Origin of the sequence: Actinomadura sp. 9N215 (assembly GCF_044326345.1) — a bacterium.
Lineage (GTDB): Bacteria > Actinomycetota > Actinomycetes > Streptosporangiales > Streptosporangiaceae > Spirillospora.
Genome location: NZ_JBIRBA010000033.1, coordinates 25,673 through 40,540, shown reverse-complemented (window position 1 = coordinate 40,540; position 14,868 = coordinate 25,673). Strand labels below are relative to the sequence as shown.

The 14,868-nt window shown below is 71.2% G+C and carries 18 protein-coding genes and 1 tRNA gene; 8 read left to right on the top strand and 11 right to left on the bottom strand.

From position 1 onward, the window contains the following. The first annotated feature begins 226 nt into the window (after positions 1-226). Complete coding sequence (locus ACH34T_RS37755) at positions 227-412, top strand: DUF397 domain-containing protein (protein WP_396025789.1); 186 nt, start codon at positions 227-229, stop codon at positions 410-412. Between the two features lie 54 nt (positions 413-466). On the opposite strand, the gene ACH34T_RS37750 is transcribed toward ACH34T_RS37755, so the two are convergent. Continuing rightward, positions 467-1,045 carry a dihydrofolate reductase family protein gene (locus ACH34T_RS37750; RefSeq protein ID WP_396025788.1) on the bottom strand — a complete coding sequence of 193 codons (579 nt, stop codon included), beginning with the start codon at positions 1,043-1,045 and terminating at the stop codon, positions 467-469. An 88-nt stretch (positions 1,046-1,133) separates the two neighbouring features. After that, positions 1,134-2,120 (bottom strand): adenylate/guanylate cyclase domain-containing protein, encoded by a 987-nt coding sequence (locus ACH34T_RS37745; protein ID WP_396025787.1) that lies wholly within the window; start codon positions 2,118-2,120, stop codon positions 1,134-1,136. A 91-nt stretch (positions 2,121-2,211) separates the two neighbouring features. On the opposite strand from ACH34T_RS37745, the gene ACH34T_RS37740 reads away from it, so the two are divergent. Then, positions 2,212-3,003, top strand: a complete 792-nt coding sequence (locus ACH34T_RS37740) for a MerR family transcriptional regulator (RefSeq protein WP_396025786.1) — start codon at positions 2,212-2,214, stop codon at positions 3,001-3,003. Here the strand turns inward: ACH34T_RS37740 and ACH34T_RS37735 are convergent. After that, positions 3,000-4,748, bottom strand: a complete 1,749-nt coding sequence (locus tag ACH34T_RS37735) for an RNA polymerase sigma factor (RefSeq protein ID WP_396025785.1) — start codon at positions 4,746-4,748, stop codon at positions 3,000-3,002. The genes ACH34T_RS37740 and ACH34T_RS37735 overlap by 4 nt on opposite strands. 225 nt (positions 4,749-4,973) lie before the next feature. Here ACH34T_RS37735 and ACH34T_RS37730 point away from each other — a divergent pair, with 225 nt between their 5' ends. Next, positions 4,974-5,225 (top strand): hypothetical protein, encoded by a 252-nt coding sequence (locus ACH34T_RS37730; RefSeq protein WP_396025784.1) that lies wholly within the window; start codon positions 4,974-4,976, stop codon positions 5,223-5,225. Further along, positions 5,222-5,647, top strand: a complete 426-nt coding sequence (locus ACH34T_RS37725; protein WP_396025783.1) for a hypothetical protein — start codon at positions 5,222-5,224, stop codon at positions 5,645-5,647. The genes ACH34T_RS37730 and ACH34T_RS37725 overlap by 4 nt, the downstream gene beginning before the upstream one ends. Before the next feature lie 109 nt (positions 5,648-5,756). Here the strand turns inward: ACH34T_RS37725 and ACH34T_RS37720 are convergent, their stop codons facing one another. Next, positions 5,757-6,083 carry a hypothetical protein gene (locus ACH34T_RS37720; RefSeq protein ID WP_396025782.1) on the bottom strand — a complete coding sequence of 109 codons (327 nt, stop codon included), beginning with the start codon at positions 6,081-6,083 and terminating at the stop codon, positions 5,757-5,759. Between the two features lie 383 nt (positions 6,084-6,466). Further along, positions 6,467-6,964, bottom strand: a complete 498-nt coding sequence (locus ACH34T_RS37715) for a SigE family RNA polymerase sigma factor (protein WP_396025781.1) — start codon at positions 6,962-6,964, stop codon at positions 6,467-6,469. A gap of 271 nt (positions 6,965-7,235) precedes the next feature. Between ACH34T_RS37715 and ACH34T_RS37710 the strand changes: the two genes are divergently transcribed. Continuing rightward, a complete protein-coding gene (locus tag ACH34T_RS37710) occupies positions 7,236-8,378 on the top strand; it encodes a hypothetical protein (RefSeq protein ID WP_396025780.1) in 1,143 nt (380 codons plus the stop codon). Next, on the top strand, positions 8,372-9,262 hold the full coding sequence (locus ACH34T_RS37705; protein WP_396025779.1) for a MauE/DoxX family redox-associated membrane protein: 891 nt from the start codon (positions 8,372-8,374) through the stop codon (positions 9,260-9,262). Before ACH34T_RS37710 ends, ACH34T_RS37705 begins: the two co-directional genes overlap by 7 nt. Here ACH34T_RS37705 and ACH34T_RS37700 read toward each other — a convergent pair. The 3 genes from ACH34T_RS37700 to ACH34T_RS37690 all read right to left on the bottom strand — a co-directional run bounded on the left by ACH34T_RS37700 (position 9,217) and on the right by ACH34T_RS37690 (position 12,419). Further along, positions 9,217-9,468 carry a hypothetical protein gene (locus ACH34T_RS37700; protein ID WP_396025778.1) on the bottom strand — a complete coding sequence of 84 codons (252 nt, stop codon included), beginning with the start codon at positions 9,466-9,468 and terminating at the stop codon, positions 9,217-9,219. The two genes, ACH34T_RS37705 and ACH34T_RS37700, sit on opposite strands and share 46 nt — an antisense overlap. A 405-nt stretch (positions 9,469-9,873) precedes the next feature. Then, a complete protein-coding gene (locus ACH34T_RS37695; RefSeq protein WP_396025777.1) occupies positions 9,874-11,067 on the bottom strand; it encodes an ATP-binding protein in 1,194 nt (397 codons plus the stop codon). A gap of 341 nt (positions 11,068-11,408) precedes the next feature. Next, entirely contained in the window at positions 11,409-12,419 is a 1,011-nt protein-coding gene (locus ACH34T_RS37690) for a pirin family protein (RefSeq protein ID WP_396025776.1), read from the bottom strand. A gap of 167 nt (positions 12,420-12,586) precedes the next feature. Between ACH34T_RS37690 and ACH34T_RS37685 the strand changes: the two genes are divergently transcribed. Further along, positions 12,587-13,048: a MarR family winged helix-turn-helix transcriptional regulator gene (locus ACH34T_RS37685; protein WP_396025775.1), complete on the top strand. Its 462-nt coding sequence runs from the start codon at positions 12,587-12,589 to the stop codon at positions 13,046-13,048. A 105-nt stretch (positions 13,049-13,153) separates the two neighbouring features. Here the strand turns inward: ACH34T_RS37685 and ACH34T_RS37680 are convergent, their stop codons facing one another. Further along, positions 13,154-13,570 carry a hypothetical protein gene (locus ACH34T_RS37680; RefSeq protein ID WP_396025774.1) on the bottom strand — a complete coding sequence of 139 codons (417 nt, stop codon included), beginning with the start codon at positions 13,568-13,570 and terminating at the stop codon, positions 13,154-13,156. Positions 13,571-13,734: 164 nt separating this feature from the next. Between ACH34T_RS37680 and ACH34T_RS37675 the strand changes: the two genes are divergently transcribed. Continuing rightward, the gene (locus ACH34T_RS37675) at positions 13,735-14,478 is read left to right on the top strand and encodes a M15 family metallopeptidase (protein WP_396025773.1); all 744 of its coding nucleotides are present in this window, start codon (positions 13,735-13,737) and stop codon (positions 14,476-14,478) included. Between the two features lie 33 nt (positions 14,479-14,511). Here the strand turns inward: ACH34T_RS37675 and ACH34T_RS37670 are convergent, their stop codons facing one another. Together ACH34T_RS37670 and ACH34T_RS37665 are read right to left on the bottom strand one after the other, a co-directional pair. Next, positions 14,512-14,679: a hypothetical protein gene (locus tag ACH34T_RS37670; RefSeq protein ID WP_396025772.1), complete on the bottom strand. Its 168-nt coding sequence runs from the start codon at positions 14,677-14,679 to the stop codon at positions 14,512-14,514. A gap of 76 nt (positions 14,680-14,755) precedes the next feature. Further along, positions 14,756-14,844: transfer RNA gene (locus ACH34T_RS37665), tRNA-Ser, on the bottom strand. Positions 14,845-14,868 lie beyond the last annotated feature (24 nt).

The following is a 14,868-nucleotide window of genomic DNA, read 5'->3' as shown; positions in this document are numbered from 1 at the left end:
GAACCGGACGCCACGCGTCCGGTCTCAGGGACCGGCCCCGCCAAATGCCGGAGCAAAGTCGGGGGCCCTCCGGTGTCCGCCAGGACGCAGAAAGGCCCGCACCAGAGAATCGGTGCCCCTACCACGGCGCAACGAGGCTCTGCACAGCGAAGAATCACCCATTGCGATACGGAAAAGGCTCTACTCAATGTCGACTGCAACCACAGATGCGCACGTTCAACAGTCCGTGTGGCGCAAGAGCTCCCGCTCCTACCAGGCCAACGAGTGCGTGGAGGTCTGCGCCGCCTTCGGAGAGAGGGCGGCCGCCGTCCGCGACAGCAAGGACCCCGGTGGCGGCGTCGTGACCATGGCCGCGTCCCAATGGCGCGCCCTTCTGAGCCAGATCAAGGAAGGAGGCCACGACCTCACCTGATCGGGGGCGGGAGAGGGGCCGTGTGGTCCCTCTCTCCTTCCATCGTCGATGAGCTTAGGTGTGCAGGGTGGGGCGGTAGATGAGTTCCTGGGTGCGGCCGTCGAGGGTCCGGTGCTCGATCAGTTCGAGGTCGAAGTCGGCCGCGTCCTCGAAGACCGGGTCCAGTCCCGTCTGGCCGGTGATCACGGGGAAGAGCGTCACCTGGACGCGGTCGACCAGGCCGGCGGCCATCAGTGACCGGTTCATCGCCAGGCTGCCGTGCGAGCGCAGCGGCACGTCGGACTCCTCCTTGAGGCGGGCGACGACGTCGACGGCGTCGCCGCGCTCGACGGTCGTGTCCGGCCGGACGGAGGTTCCCGCGAACGTGGTCGACACCACCGTCGCGGGCAGGTTCAGCATCCGCGTGACCCAGGGGTCGCGCACGTCGGAGTCGTCGGTGCTGGTGGCCAGCATCTGCTCGAACGCCCGGTAGGTGTTGGCCCCGAAGACCATCCGCTGCTCCTCGCTGTACAGGGCGAGGCGGCGGTCGAGGAGTTCGGGGCCCTGCTTGCCCCAGTAGCCGGTCCAGTTGCCGCCGGCGGCGCCGAAGCCGTCGAGGCTGGAGAAGACGTCGAAGGTGTAGGTGGCGGTCATGATTCTCTCCTCGAAGGCGGCTGATCGTGTGTTGGGGATACAGACTGGCAGCCGCGACGAGACTCATCACGTACTCAGCGCAACCTGGTCACCGCTGGTGTTGGGGGTGGCGTAGGACGGTCGGGCGGACGCGGCCCAGGCCCTGGAGGGGACGGGGTCGCAGGGCGGTGGTGTCGAAGGTGTCGGCCGGGAGGGCGGAGGCCAGGGCGGGGTCTATGAGGACGGTGCCCGGGTACGCGGTGGCGGTCAGGCGGGCGGCCAGATTGACCGGCGTGCCGAAGACGTCGCCCAGGCGCTGGATGACTTCGCCGTAGGCGAGGCCTACGCGGACCTTGGGGAAGTCCGGGTCCTCGTTGAAGCGTTCCGCGATGCGGAGGCCGATCTCGGCGGCGGAGCGGGGGTCGGACGCGACGAACAGCACCTCGTCCCCGAGGGTCTTGACGACGCGTCCGCCGTGCTCGGCGACGATCTCGGCGGCCGTGGACTCGAAGCGCTCGATGAAGGCGGCCAGGGCGTCGCCGTCGAGGCGGCGGCTCAGCCGGGTGAAGGAGACGACGTCGGCGAAACCGGCGGCGAGGTGGGCGATCCCGGCGGCGGGGTCGGACTGCGCGGCGGCCGTCGTCGCGGCGGCGCGCATCCCGGCGGCGGCGAGCTGGCGGCGCCAGCCGTGCAGCAGCAGGCGTTCGAACGCCGGACGGAGCTCTTCGGTGGCGGCGAGGGCGGCGGTGACGAGGTCGGGAGTGACGGGCTCGTCGGACGGGAGTTCGCCGAGGCGCTGCAGCCACACGTCGCCGAGCCAGCTCGCGAGCCGTCCCATGGTCTGGCCGACGGCGCGGGCCAGCTGGAGGACCATGTCCTCGTCGACCAGGTCACTGCCGAGGAGGTCCTTGATCTCGCGGAGCGCGGCGACGTCGCCGTCGGTGAAGGCGACCTCGTCGTCGGGCGGCGTCGGGAAGCCGAGCGCCCGCCAGATGCGGCGCGCGTACTCGTCGGAGACGCCCGCGTGGGCCTCGACCTCCTTGCGCGTGTAGCGCAGGGGGCCGCCGAGGAGGGTCTCCTCGATGTCGTCCGCCATGTCCCCTGCTCCTATGTGACATCGATCGATGTAACAATAGTGCCGGAGTAAGATCACGGCGGTCAAGAAGGACGAGTCCGGCGGACGGGACATGGCCCAGTACCGAATCGACGAGCTGGCGCGGCTGGCCGGAAGCACCGTGCGCAACGTCCGCGCCTACCAGGACCGGGGCCTCCTGCCGCCGCCCCGGCTCGAAGGCCGCGTCGGCCTGTACGGCGACGCGCATCTCGCGCGGCTCCGCCTGATCGGCAAGCTGCTCGGCCGCGGCTACACGTTCGCCGTCATCAAGGACCTGCTGACGGCGTGGGAGACCGGCAAGGACGTCGGCGAGGTGCTCGGGCTGGAGAAGGTCCTCACCGACCCGTGGTCGGACGAGATCCCCGGCACGGTCGGCTACGGCGAACTCGTCGAGATCTTCGGCGCCGGGCTGGACGCGGACGACGTCGCCCGGATGCGCGACCGGACGATCGAGATCGGCCTCATCGAACCGGACGGCGCCGCGTACCGGGTGCCGAGCCCGCGGCTGCTGCACGTCGGCGCCGAGCTGGTCGCGGCCGGTGTCCCGCTCGACTCCGTCCTCGACATCGCCGAGCAGATCCGCGCCGACTGCGACGTGATCGCGGACCGGTTCGTCAGCCTCGTCCAGGAGCACGTGTTCGACCGGCTGGAGGACCGTCCCATCCTGGACGGCGAGCAGGTCACCGAGGTGGCGGCGGTGGTGCGCCGGATGCGGCCGCTGGTGAAGATGGTCGTCGACCCGTTCATCGCGCGGGCGATGGAGGCCCGCGTCCAGGCGGCCCTCGGCGACCACCTGGAGACGATCAGAGCCCAACTCGACCGGCCCCCGGAACCCGACCAGCCGGGGCCGGGCCGGGCTCGTTAGAGGAGGGACGCGCCCCAGACGACCGTGATCGTTTGCGGTGCGCCTTCGGAGTCGGTGAAGGTGAGGGTGCCCTTGCCGGGCAGGCCGATGATCGCCGTGCGCAGGGTGAGCGTGAGGCGGGTGGTGCCGTCCTCGGGCATTCCGCCCTGCACCTCGGACAGGACGAGCTGCTCGGTCGACGTCACCGCCGTCCACGTCACGGGGCCGCTCTTGGCCGCGAGGCTCACGACGGCGGTCTTCTTGCCGTAGAGCTCGACCTTCGCCGGGCCGACGACGAGGACGCCTGGCTGTGCGGGCGCGGTGGACGAAGGCGGCGACGGGCTGCCTCGATCCTCCGGGCCCTTCTCCTCCGTCTGCGGGCCGACGGGCACGTGGCCGGGACGCCCGGGACCGCCGCCGCCCGGCCCGTCGGACGGCTGCCTGCTGTGGCCCGTCCCCTGCGGCGGCGACTCATGCGTGATCGACGGCTGCGGTTGGGTGTGGAACGGCGGCCATTTGAGCGGGTCGCCGCTGATTCCGGGGCCCATGGCGAACACGGCGACGAACGCGGCGCCCAGCGCGGCCGCCATGCCGCCGCCGGTGAACAGCCAGCGGCGCGTGAACGGCGAGGGGACGTCCGGCTGGCTCGGCAGCCCGGACGGCGTGAGCGCGCCGCCCCGCGCGGCGATGTCGGCCCGGTAGCCGGCGAGCTCCGGGTCGGTGGCGGTGTGCATGACGCGGTGGCGGAGCGCCGCGGGCAGCACCGGCGCGGGCGCACGCTTGAGCAGCGCGGTCGCGGTCACCCGTCCGCGGCGGCGGCAGGCGGGGCAGTCCGCGGCGTGCCGGTCCGTGGACGGGTCGGCGGGGGAGGCGTCGGCGCGCCGGTGAAAGGCCTGCCAGAGCGCCTGGACGCGCGTCCGGGGGGCGGGCGGTGCCGGCGCCGGCTCCGGGCCGGGCGCCGACGGTTCCGGCGGGGCGGGCGGCGGGTCGTCCTTGCGCGCCGGGGGACGGGCCGCGAGGACGGCGACCGCCGTGGGACGCGCCTCGTCCCGCTCGACCGGAGAGCCCGCCGATTCCGCGGCGTCCGGGGGTTCCACGGCGTCCGGGGCCTCGGCAGCCTCGGCCTCGGGGGCCTCGGCCGAGCGCGAAGCGGTGGCCGCGGCGGCCGCGGCGCAGGCCCGGTTGGCGCGGTGGATCTCCTTCTGCAGCGCGGCCTCAAGGTCGGTCCGCGCCCTGCGCACCCGCAGGGCGGCGCGGCGCGAGGACATGCCGAGCGCCGCGCCCAGCCGGGTGGGACGCAGCCCGTGCCGGAACGCCAGCAGCATGATCTCCTGCTCGACGGGCGCCAGCCGGGCGAGGCAGGCGCGCAGGAGGCCGTGCAGCTCGTCCAGGGGCGGCCAGTCGGGGACGGGGTCGTCCGGCTCGCCGCGCCCGAGGAACGGGATGTCGGAGAAGTCGGCGTCCCGGTCCCAGTAGAGGTTCTTCGCCCGGCCGCGCCGGATGCAGCGGCGCCGGGCCGCCCCGTACAGCCAGGAGCTCAGGTGCAGGTGGTCGCGCATCCGGGGCGCGCGGCGCCCGGCGTCGATGAACGCGTCGTGGACGATGTCCGCCGCGATTTTCTCATCACCGGACATTGACAGGGCGTAGTCATAAATGCGCTCACCGTATTCGTCGTAGAGCGCGGCGAGCGCGGCTTCGTCCCCGTCGTTCAGTCCCTTGACCAGAGTTCGGTCAGCCGTGTGGACGGTGGGGGACAACCTGGGCATTCACGCTCCCGGAAACCGGCATGAGACGTCCGTCGACTCGGGATCGTCCGGACATTCAGCCCACCTTGCATACACCCGCCAACCCCATCCGCACCACATGATGTCCCGAAATCACCATTAAGGTGACCGCGGGGTGAGATGCCGCTTCTCTCCGTGATCACGCTACCAATGACTCGGCGTCAGAATCGAGTCAGCGAACCGGCGCCAAGCTGTTATCTTGGTACCATGGTAACAATCGATCGCGTACAGACCGGGCTGCGCGTGGAGCGCAACGTGCTCAAGGTCCTGAAGGCCCTGGCCGAGTATCTGGACGTCTCGCTCGGCGACCTCGTCGAGGGCCTCGCCCTGCACGCCTTCGAGGGACGGACGCCCTTCTCGCCGGAGACGCTCGGCAAGATCGAGCAGCTCAAGTCCGTGTACGGGCTGACGCTCACCGCCGCCGACGCGCACGCGCTCACCGAGCAGCGGACGCCATGACGACCCGGCGGCGGCTCAGTGGACGCGTCCGCGTCCCGCTCCCCCCTGACGAGGCCTTCACCCTGTTCACACCGCGTGGCGAGGAGCGCTGGGTGCGCGGTTGGCGCCCGCGTTTCCCGGCGGACACCGCCGACGACACCGAGCCCGGAACGGTCTTCGAGACCGTCCACGACGGAGCGACCACGACCTGGGTGGTGCTCGCCCGCACCCCAGGCAGGCACATCTCCTACGCCCGCGTGACCCCGGGACAGCGCGCCGGCACGGTCACCGTCGACATCGACGAGGACGGCACCGCCACCGTCACCTACGACCTCACCGCGCTCACCGAAGCGGCCGCCCGAAACCTCGAAGAGTTCGCCGCCGCCTACCCCGATTTCCTCCACTCCTGGGAAGAAGCGATCGCCACGCACCTGAACCCCTGAACCCCACCCCCTGACCCCGGATCGCCAAGCCGACAGCCCTTGATCACGGTCTTCTCTGGACGAGAAGCCGGACGACCAAGGGCTGTCCGCTGTCACCGGCCGGCTGCCGTCACCGGGTCTCCACCCTGACCGAGACGACCTGGTGGACACCGCAGAGCACGCGCGAGACGGACCCCACCGGCACCCACGGCCCCACGCAGTCGACCTCACCGACGTCCGGGTTGAAGTGCCGCTGCCGCATGATCACTCGGTGCTCCCCGGTGCCGCCGGTGCACCGGCTCTCCGCGTTGCGGGAGTCGATGGCCGTGGCGGTGCAGCCCGTGGGGGTGGCGGAGGCGCTGGGCGCGATGCCCACCAGCGTCGCCGCGGTGGCCACGACGGCGAGCGAGCCCATCGCCGCCTTCCTGCCTGCCCGCGACACGTGTGTGTTCTTCATCGGATCCTTCCCTTCGTGCAGGGGGTGGTTACACCGTCGGCGCCTCCGGTCCGGCCGGTGACCGCTTCGTCACCGACCGGCGGGTTGCCGAAAGCGCCGACGGCGTGATTGGCGCGTCGCGGGGGCGTGTCGACCCGATGGGGTGGACCGTCGATCAGGACGGTGGGCCGAGCCGGCAGCGTCCTACCGGACGTGCCCCACCGCCGCCGACCAGATCCCGGGCCGCACGACCGCGAACAACCACGCAGGGTTCGCATCCGGGCGGTCACTGGATGACGGACCGGCGGAATTTCTGATCGGCACGCCGCGACTTGCCTGCCGGACGAGCAGCGGATCCGGTGCTCGTGGCGGCCGGCGGCTGGCGGCGGGCGAACGGGGTTGGGTCAGTGCTGTTCGTCGAGGGCGTCGTCGTCGCGGAGCTTGGCCATGGCGCGGGAGACCGTGGACTTGACCGTTCCGACGCTGACGCCGAGCACCTCGGCGATCTCCCGTTCGGACATGTCCTCGTAGTAGCGGAGCATGACGGCGAGGCGTTGCCGTTCAGGGAGGCGGCGGAGGGCGCGGCCGAGCGCGTCGCGCATCCCGCTGCGGTCGGTGTGGTCGTCGACGGGACGGTCGGGGAGCCGGTCGGTCGGGTACACGTCGAGCTTGCGGCGCCGCCACCAGGAGATCTGCGTGTTGACCATGGCGCGGCGGACGTAGCCGTCGACGGCGTTGTGGTCCTCGATGCGGTCCCAGGCGAGGTAGGTCTTGGCGAGGGCGGCCTGGAGGAGGTCCTCGGCCTCGGCGCGGTCGCTGGTCAGCTGGGTCGCGGCGCGGAGCAACACGGTCCCGCGCTCCGCCACGTACTCGCGGAACTCCTCGTGCCGCGTCCCGTTCACGTCACCACCGGACCAGGGGTTGCGGAGCCGCCGCCACGGCGAACTCCCGGTACGGTCGACGATCGCACGCCGATCGTAATTTCGGGCCTACAGAAACTACTTATCCGGGTCAACCAGAGAATAATCTTCAACCCAGGTAGATCAAACATCCTCCACCGGCTGACTTATCGCGACAAATCCGTCGACAGCGCGAGTCACCAAGCGTGACCCTTGACTCACTGTCCTAACAGCAGTGGCCCAGTGTGATGATTTTCGATGCCGGAGCGCCGCGATGCCGCCACCCCCACGCCGTGGAGCGAGTCGCCGCCGACTGCGCGCCGCCGTCCTCGGAACGCCCGCGGGCGACGGGCTCCCGGAACGCGCCCGGCGTCCGCTGGAGGCGGTCGCCGGAATCGTGCTGGACGCCAGCCCGCACCTGCTGGTGGTGGGCACGACCGGCGATGACGGGCGTGGGACGGAGACGCGCTTCGCGATGAGCGAGGCCACGCCGGTCTGGCACGGCGGGCGCGGGGGCCTCGCCGCGCTCCGGCCGGGCCGCAACGTGATCGTCCGGCCCAAGGACACCGGACTCCGCGCCGACGGCGACGTCCCGGAGGCCACGGCTCTGGACGCCTCCCTGAGCGCCCCCTCGATCGTTTCCCGGGGTGCTGTCGGCGCCGAGCGCGTCTGGGTCGACGTCTGCCGGGTCGCCGGAACGATCCTGGCGTGCCGAAGGGACGCCGTGGACGTGGACATGGGCCCGCATCGGGGACGCACCCGGGTGGCCGTCCCGCCGCGCGCCCTCGAACGGGTGCTGGTCCGGCATCCGCGGCTGGAGCCCGGATACCTGATCGACGTGATCTGCGTCAGGTCGTCCGACGGGCCGCGGGCCGTGCGTCCCGGCACGTCGCAGCCGGGCTACCGGGCGGACGACCTGGCCGCGCCGGAGATCGCCGCGCCGGTGCCCGGCGTGCTGCGCGGCACGGCGACCTGGTTCGGCGGGCTGCGGGACGGCCCGGGGGTGGATGGGGAGGGCGCGACGGACGGGGCGGCTTACCCGGCGGTCGACTCCGAGGGGGACGCCGGGGGATGCGCCGACGCCCCGTCCGGTTGCGTCGCCTTCCCCTACCTGTCGCTCGGCAGCGAGATCGTCGTCCACAACGAATGCGCCGGGCGGGCCGCGCCGGTGCCGGTCGTGGAGTGCGGTTGCACGGCGGCCCGCTTCTGCGACCGCTGCGTCGACTGCGGCGCGTCCCCGCGCGGGCGGATCGTGGAGCTGACGCCCGCCGCGTTCGTCGGGCTCGGCGGCGATCTGGAGACCGGGTGCTTCAACGCCGCCGTCCGTCCGGGCGCGCCGTCCCTGACGCCGGAAGCGGCGGCAGCGGCGGCGGCAGCGGCGCCCGGGCGGACGGCGGAGGGGACGGCGTCATGGTGACCGCGTTCCAGAACACGCAGGTCCTGCTGCTGGCGGCCGTGCTGCTGGCGGCGTGCCTGGCGAAGCTGACGGTCCGGGAAACGGCGGTGGACGGGTCGCACCAGGTCCACGGCGTGCCGGTTCCGGCCGGGCTCGCGCGGCTGACGGCGCTGCGCGGCAGCCGCGGGATGACGGTCGGGCTCGGGGTCGGCGAGGGCGTCCTCGGGTTGGCGCTGCTGGTGACGTCGCATCTGTCGGTGCGGCTGGCGACGACGGTCGCGTTCGCCGCGGCCACGTGGGTGGTCGGCGAGCTGCGGGTCCGCCGCCCGGACGCGGGATGCGGCTGCTTCGGCGGGCTTAGCGCCAGGAAGGTCGAGCGGCGGAGCGTGCTGCGGGCGGTGCTGTTCACCGCGGCGGCGGTCGCGTCGCTGGGCGCGCCGCTCGCCGGGCTGGACGTGCTGCGGGACGTCCAGTCCCCGATCGGGCTGGTGTTCGCGCTGGAGCTGGCGCTGTTCGCCGCGCTGTCGCCCGAGCTGTCGGCGCTGCTGGACCGGTGCGGGCTGCCGCACTGCCCCGGGCGCGCGGCGATGCCGTGCGAGCGGCGGCGGAGCCCGATCGAGGAGACGTACGCGACGCTCTACGACAGTCCCGCGTGGGTCGAGAACGAGAACCTCGTCGCGAGCGCGGTGCCGCTGGACGTGTGGCGCGAGGGCTGCTGGCGGTTCGTCGTCTTCCCGGCCCGGATGGAGGGCCGGGACGTCGAGATCGTGTTCGCCGTGTCGACCGCCGAACGCGACAGGACCGTCCGGTCGGCGCTGGTGGAGCCGGACGCAGACCTCACCGCGCTTTCAGAGCGGAGTCACCAGGTGCCGTCGGTGTCTTCGTCCGGCGGTTCGCCTTCGTAGCCTCCGAGCTCGTCCACGTCGCGGGCGTGCGTTCCGTGACGGCCTTGCTTCGCGCGGCTCAGGCCGGATGGGAACTCGTCCTGTCCGTAGAGGTATCCGTCGTCTTGCGTGTGTGGCCGTCCGCCCTGGTCCTGCTGCATGGAGGACTCGTCGTACCCGTACTCGTTGTCCGGGTCCTGGCCGCGGAACCGGTCATCGTGTCCCATGGTTCTCCCAGTGTCGACTCGCGCGTGGCACGCACCGTCTTACCCGGACGGCTCCGCGCATGCCCGTGACACGCCTCCTCTTCAACTCTCTAGAGCTTTCTACGAAAAACCCTAGAGAATCGCAGAAAGAACGAGACGGCATGCGAGCAGAATCTACGACTTTCTAGCACCGTCACTAGAAACCTGAATACTCACCTGACGACACGACCCCATGCCACTTTCTATCGTTCTCTAGCCTTTTCGCTAGAGAACGATATGAAGCCGAAGCGGCCGGAAGTGCGCAGCGTTCGGAGTGCGAAGCGGTCGAAAGTGCGAAGCGTCGGGACTGGCCAAGCGTCAGGACTCGGGACTGGTGAAGTGTCAGGACTGGTGAAGCGTCGGGACTGGTGAAGCGTCCGGGCGGGGTCAGGCGGGCTGGGAACGGATGAACTGGCCGAAGTGCGGCACGGTGAACGCGATCATGCCGCGTTCGGCGCTGTAGATGAGGCCCTTCTTGATGAGCCCGTCGCGGGCCGGCGAAAGGCTGGACGGCTTGCGACCGAGCTCGTCCGCGACCGACGCCGTCGGCACCGGGTCGTCGCCGAGCATGGCCATGGCGCGCATGTAGTCGCGCTCGGCGGGTGTGGCGCGCTCGTAGCGGCTGCCGAAGAAGCCGACCGCGAGCTCGCTCTCCGCCTCCGGCGCGGCGACCTTGATGTCGTCGGCGGTGATCGGGGTGTCGGGCGCGACGTCCCAGACGACCTTGGCGTACGCCTGGACGAAATACGGGTAGCCGTCGGCCGCGCCGTACAGCGCGTCAAGCGCGTCCTTGGTGAACGTGACCTCCTCCCTTTCGGCGGGGGCCAGCAGGGCGTAGTCGGCCGACTCGCGGTCGAGCCGGTCGATGCGGGCGTAGCGGAACAGGCGCTCGGAATACGACTTGCTGGCGGACAGCACGGCCGGCAGATGCGGCAGCCCGGCGCCGACCACGATCAGCGGGCCGCCGACCTGCGACAACTCGTGGCACGCGGCGCACAGGGCGGACACGTCGTCGGCGGGGATGTCCTGCATCTCGTCCACGAACAGGGCGATCCCGGCGCCGACGTCGGTCGCGACGGACGCGGCGTCCACGAACAGCTCGGTGAGGTCGATCTCCAGGTCGCCGGAGTCGGCGCGGCCGCGCGTGGCGGGCACGTCGATGCCGGGCTGCCAGCGGTGCGCCCGCGCCTTGCCCTTGCCGGACGGCTCGGGCTCCGACTGCGCGAACGCCTTGAGCACGCCGAGGAAGTCCTCGATGCGGTCGGGCGCGCGGTGCCGGGGCGCCAGCTCCCGGACGGCCCGGTGCAGCGCCGACGCGACCGGCCGCCGGATCGACTGGTCGGGCCGGGCCTCGATCTTCCCCGTCCCCCACAGCCGCTGGATCGCCATCGACCGGAACGCGTTGAGCAGCACGGTCTTGCCCACCCCGCGCAGCCCGGTGACGATCATGCTGCGTTCGGGCCGGCCGCGGGCGACGCGTTCGAGCACCACCTCGAACTGTTTGAGCTCACGGTCGCGGCCGGCCAGCTCCGGGGGGCGCTGCCCAGCGCCAGGGGCATAGGGATTGCGCACGGGGTCCACGCTCTCGGACTCTATGAGGCGATATAGCTGAGGCCGTAGATTTGCGTAGAAACCGCTACGGCGTGTCGCGTGCTCCCGCCGCCGTCCGCAGGGCGCCGCCCCGTCGGCTCTCCCGTCCCGCTCGGCGGTGAAGGCGCCAGCCGGGCGGCGCGAGGCTTGCCGGGCATGGGGTTCCGTCCCCGTGGCAATGGTCGCCGCCATATCGCCTCCCCGGGCAAGTGCGTGTTCGAACAAGCAGGTCGAACTTCTGTTCGACTATTCGAACACACTAGCGCATGCGTCCACCCCCGTCACCCGAACCCCGGGAACTCCCGCGACCGATTCGGCCGCGGCGGCCGGGCTCAGGCCGGCGGCTCGTCGGCGGACGTCTGATGCGGCACCTTCTCGGCGGGGACGGTGCCCATCCGACCTGCCTGGAAGTCCTCGAACGCCTGGATGATCTCCTCGCGGGTGTTCATCACGAACGGCCCGTACCGCGCGATCGGCTCCCGGATGGGCAGGCCGCCGAGGATGAGGATCTCCCAGCCGTTCGCGCTGCCCGCCGGCTGGACGTCGGCGGCGCGGACGACGAGCCCGTCCCCCGTCCCCTTGTGGTGCGAGCCGGCGAAGACCGCGAGCTGCCCCTCGTCCAGTGCGGCCTCTTCGGCGCCGGCCGTCCCGCGTCCGGACAGGACGTACACCAGCGCGTTGAAGTCGCGCGGCCACGGCAGCGCCAGCCGGGCGCCCGGCGCGACGGTCGCGTGCAGGTAGTTGATCGGCGTGTAGGTGACGCCTGGGCCGTCGTATCCGGCGACCGACCCGGCGATGACGCGGACGAGGGACGAGCCGTCGTCGGCGGCCAGCAGCTTCACGTCCCGCGCCTCGATGTCCTGGTAGCGCGGCGGGACCCACTTCTGGGCGCGCGGCAGGTTGACCCAGAGCTGGATGCCGTGGAAGAGCCCGCCCTTGGTGACGAGCTCGGGCGGCGGCTGCTCGATGTGCTGGATCCCGGACGCGGCCGTCATCCACTGGGTGGCGCCGTCGGAGATGAGACCGCCGCCGCCGGTGGTGTCCTGGTGCTGGAACGCGCCGTCGATGATGTAGGTGACGGTCTCGAATCCGCGATGCGGATGCCAGGGTGTGCCCATCGCCTCGCCCGGCGCGTACTCGATGGCGCCCATGTGGTCGAGGAGCAGGAACGGGTCGGCCAGGGCAAGGTCGGCGCCCGGGAACGGGCGCCTGACCTGGAAGCCCTCGCCCTCCAGGTGGCGCTGCGCGGTCACGATCCGCGCGACGCGGCGCCAGTCCGTGTCGGCCTCCGGCAGGAGCGGCAGGCGGGGCAGGGTCAGCGGGTCGGCGGTCACGGCGGGCATGGGGTCCTCCGATCGTTCGGGTGCCCGTCCGCGTTCGGGCGGGTGCACACAGGTCGGAACCTAGTTGATGATTCAACTATTCCCCGAGCGGACGCCCGGACGCCCTGCTAACGTGAAGATAGTGCGTGTTAGTTGAACCTTCAACCTGTGTTCTATACTTGCGGGTTATGACCGAACCACGCTGGCTCGATGCCGCCCAGCAGCGCGATTGGCGGGCGTTCGTGGACGGCAGCGTCCGGCTCACCGAGATCATGGACCGCGACCTGAAGACGCGGCACGGGCTGTCGGTGTCGGAGTACGAGATCCTCGTCCGGCTGTCCGAGGCGCCGGAGCGCCAGCTGCGCATGGCGGAGCTCGCCGAGAACGCCAGCCAGTCCCGCAGCCGGCTGTCGCACACGTGCTCCCGCCTGGAGTCGAAGGGCCTCGTCAAGCGGGACAGCTGCCCCAACGACAAGCGCGGCGTCTTCGCGCAGCTGACCGACGAGGGCTTCGCCGCGCTGGAGCGCGCTGCCCGCGACCACGTCGAGACCGTCCGGGAGTACTTCATCGACGTGATCGACCCCCAGGACCTCGAAGCCATCGGACGCGCGTTCACCCTCGTCCGCAAACGCCTCGGCCCCACGGCCTGACCGCCCACCCAAACCGCGCCGCCCACCTCGAACCGCGCCGGCCGGGCCACGCCGGGACGGCAACGGCGGGCCACCACGCCGGGACGGCAACGGCGGCGACGGCGGCTACAGGGGGACGGTGACGCCGGTGAGGAAGCCGACGGACACCAAGGTCAGGAACACCCAGGCGAGCATCATGCCGTAGCCGAACGTCCGCCAGCGTCCCCCGACCTTCCACACCAGCAGGCCGCCGAGCCCGAACGCCAGCATCAGCAGGGTGATGAACTGCGGCAGCAGGCTCGGCCGCCGGCTCGTCATCAGCGGCGCGTACATCATCACGGCGTCGACCAGCAGGAACATGCCGAAGCCCGTCGCCAGCGCCTTGACGTCGCGGCCGAGGAAGGCGCGGGCGCGCTCCATGAAGACCTGGGCCCTGTCCGGTTCCAGCCGTGTGTGCGCTCCCTGCTCGACCTCCACGTTGTGCGCCACGGCGAAGATCTCGTCTTCGAGGCTTGGGTGGTCCCTCTCCTGAGGTTCCGCCATCCCGGCTCCCCTGGGGCCGGACACCACCGGACGACATGCCCGGCGGACGGATGAGGATCACGGCCCGTCCGTCCCGGCCCCTTTCCGGCGGGCGCGCCGTCAAACGCACGGTAGCGAACCAGGGCCGTCACGCGCACGCCGCCGGAACGTGCCATGCTGGAAAGATGCCAGGTAGAGGGCCTATTCGCAGCGTGGCTTTCCTCGCCGCGCTGGTCACGGCGGCGTCGGTCGCGGCCGGTTGTGGCCGTGGCGGCGACGACTCGGACGAGACGTCCCCGCCCGCTGCGCCGCCCACCGCGTCCGGCACGGGGGCGTCCCCGTCCGGGACGGGCGCGGCGCCGGCCGGGTTCCAGGCGAAGATCGGGAAGGTCACCGCCGGGGACCTGAAGCACTCGTGGCGCAAGGGCTGCCCGGTGCCGCCGTCCGGCCTGCGGATGATCGAGATGACCTACTGGGGCATGGACGACAAATCACACGCGGGCGGGCGGCTGGTCGTCAACGCGAAGGAGGCCGAAGACCTGGTCACCGTGTTCGAGAAGCTGTACGACATGCGCTACCCGATCGAGCGCATGGAGCCGGTCGACAAGTACAAGGGCAGCGACTTCCAGTCGATCGAGGCCAACAACACCTCGGCGTTCAACTGCCGTGCGGCGACCGGGTCGAGCTCGTTCTCCCAGCACGCGTACGGCCTGGCGATCGACATCAACCCGTGCGAGAACCCGTACGTCTACGCCGACGGCCATATCGCCCACGCCGACTGCGGGAAGTACAAGAACCGCCGGAGCGACGACCCCGGCGTCATCCACGCGGGCGACAGGGTCGTGAAGGCGTTCGCGTCGATCGGCTGGGGCTGGGGCGGCGAATGGAGCGGCGCCAAGGACTACCAGCACTTCTCCAAGGGCCGCTGAGCCGGGCGTCGGGCTGTCAGTGCATCAGCCCCATCAGCCCATCGCCAGGACGGCGACCACGATGAGCGCGACGACGACCACGACGGCGACGATGCCGCCGATCAGCGCGACGTTCGGGCCCGATTTCTGAGGCGGCGCCTCGTTCGCGAAGCTCTGGAACTGGTGGGTGGTCCCTGCCGGATCCTGGGGTGTCTCAGACATGCCGACGAGGGTAACGGATCAAATACGCCCGAGCCGGACATGTCCGGGCGTCCGTCTCCCATTCCGGGCTTCCAAGCGGAGAGTGTGGGATTCGAACCCACGAGGACTGTCCCCAGCCCTGGGCGCTTTCAAGGCGCCTGCACTAGTCCACTATGCGAACTCTCCAGATGAGCAACGCCCACGATAGCG

Coding starts and splice junctions, on each gene's coding strand:
- ACH34T_RS37750 (WP_396025788.1), bottom strand. CDS start 1,045: ATGACCGCCACCTACACCTTCGACGTCTTCTCCAGCCTCGACGGCTTC.
- ACH34T_RS37745 (WP_396025787.1), bottom strand. CDS start 2,120: ATGGCGGACGACATCGAGGAGACCCTCCTCGGCGGCCCCCTGCGCTAC.
- ACH34T_RS37740 (WP_396025786.1), top strand. CDS start 2,212: ATGGCCCAGTACCGAATCGACGAGCTGGCGCGGCTGGCCGGAAGCACC.
- ACH34T_RS37735 (WP_396025785.1), bottom strand. CDS start 4,748: ATGCCCAGGTTGTCCCCCACCGTCCACACGGCTGACCGAACTCTGGTC.
- ACH34T_RS37730 (WP_396025784.1), top strand. CDS start 4,974: ATGGTAACAATCGATCGCGTACAGACCGGGCTGCGCGTGGAGCGCAAC.
- ACH34T_RS37725 (WP_396025783.1), top strand. CDS start 5,222: ATGACGACCCGGCGGCGGCTCAGTGGACGCGTCCGCGTCCCGCTCCCC.
- ACH34T_RS37720 (WP_396025782.1), bottom strand. CDS start 6,083: ATGAAGAACACACACGTGTCGCGGGCAGGCAGGAAGGCGGCGATGGGC.
- ACH34T_RS37710 (WP_396025780.1), top strand. CDS start 7,236: ATGCCGCCACCCCCACGCCGTGGAGCGAGTCGCCGCCGACTGCGCGCC.
- ACH34T_RS37705 (WP_396025779.1), top strand. CDS start 8,372: ATGGTGACCGCGTTCCAGAACACGCAGGTCCTGCTGCTGGCGGCCGTG.
- ACH34T_RS37700 (WP_396025778.1), bottom strand. CDS start 9,468: ATGGGACACGATGACCGGTTCCGCGGCCAGGACCCGGACAACGAGTAC.
- ACH34T_RS37690 (WP_396025776.1), bottom strand. CDS start 12,419: ATGCCCGCCGTGACCGCCGACCCGCTGACCCTGCCCCGCCTGCCGCTC.
- ACH34T_RS37685 (WP_396025775.1), top strand. CDS start 12,587: ATGACCGAACCACGCTGGCTCGATGCCGCCCAGCAGCGCGATTGGCGG.
- ACH34T_RS37680 (WP_396025774.1), bottom strand. CDS start 13,570: ATGGCGGAACCTCAGGAGAGGGACCACCCAAGCCTCGAAGACGAGATC.
- ACH34T_RS37675 (WP_396025773.1), top strand. CDS start 13,735: ATGCCAGGTAGAGGGCCTATTCGCAGCGTGGCTTTCCTCGCCGCGCTG.
- ACH34T_RS37670 (WP_396025772.1), bottom strand. CDS start 14,679: ATGTCTGAGACACCCCAGGATCCGGCAGGGACCACCCACCAGTTCCAG.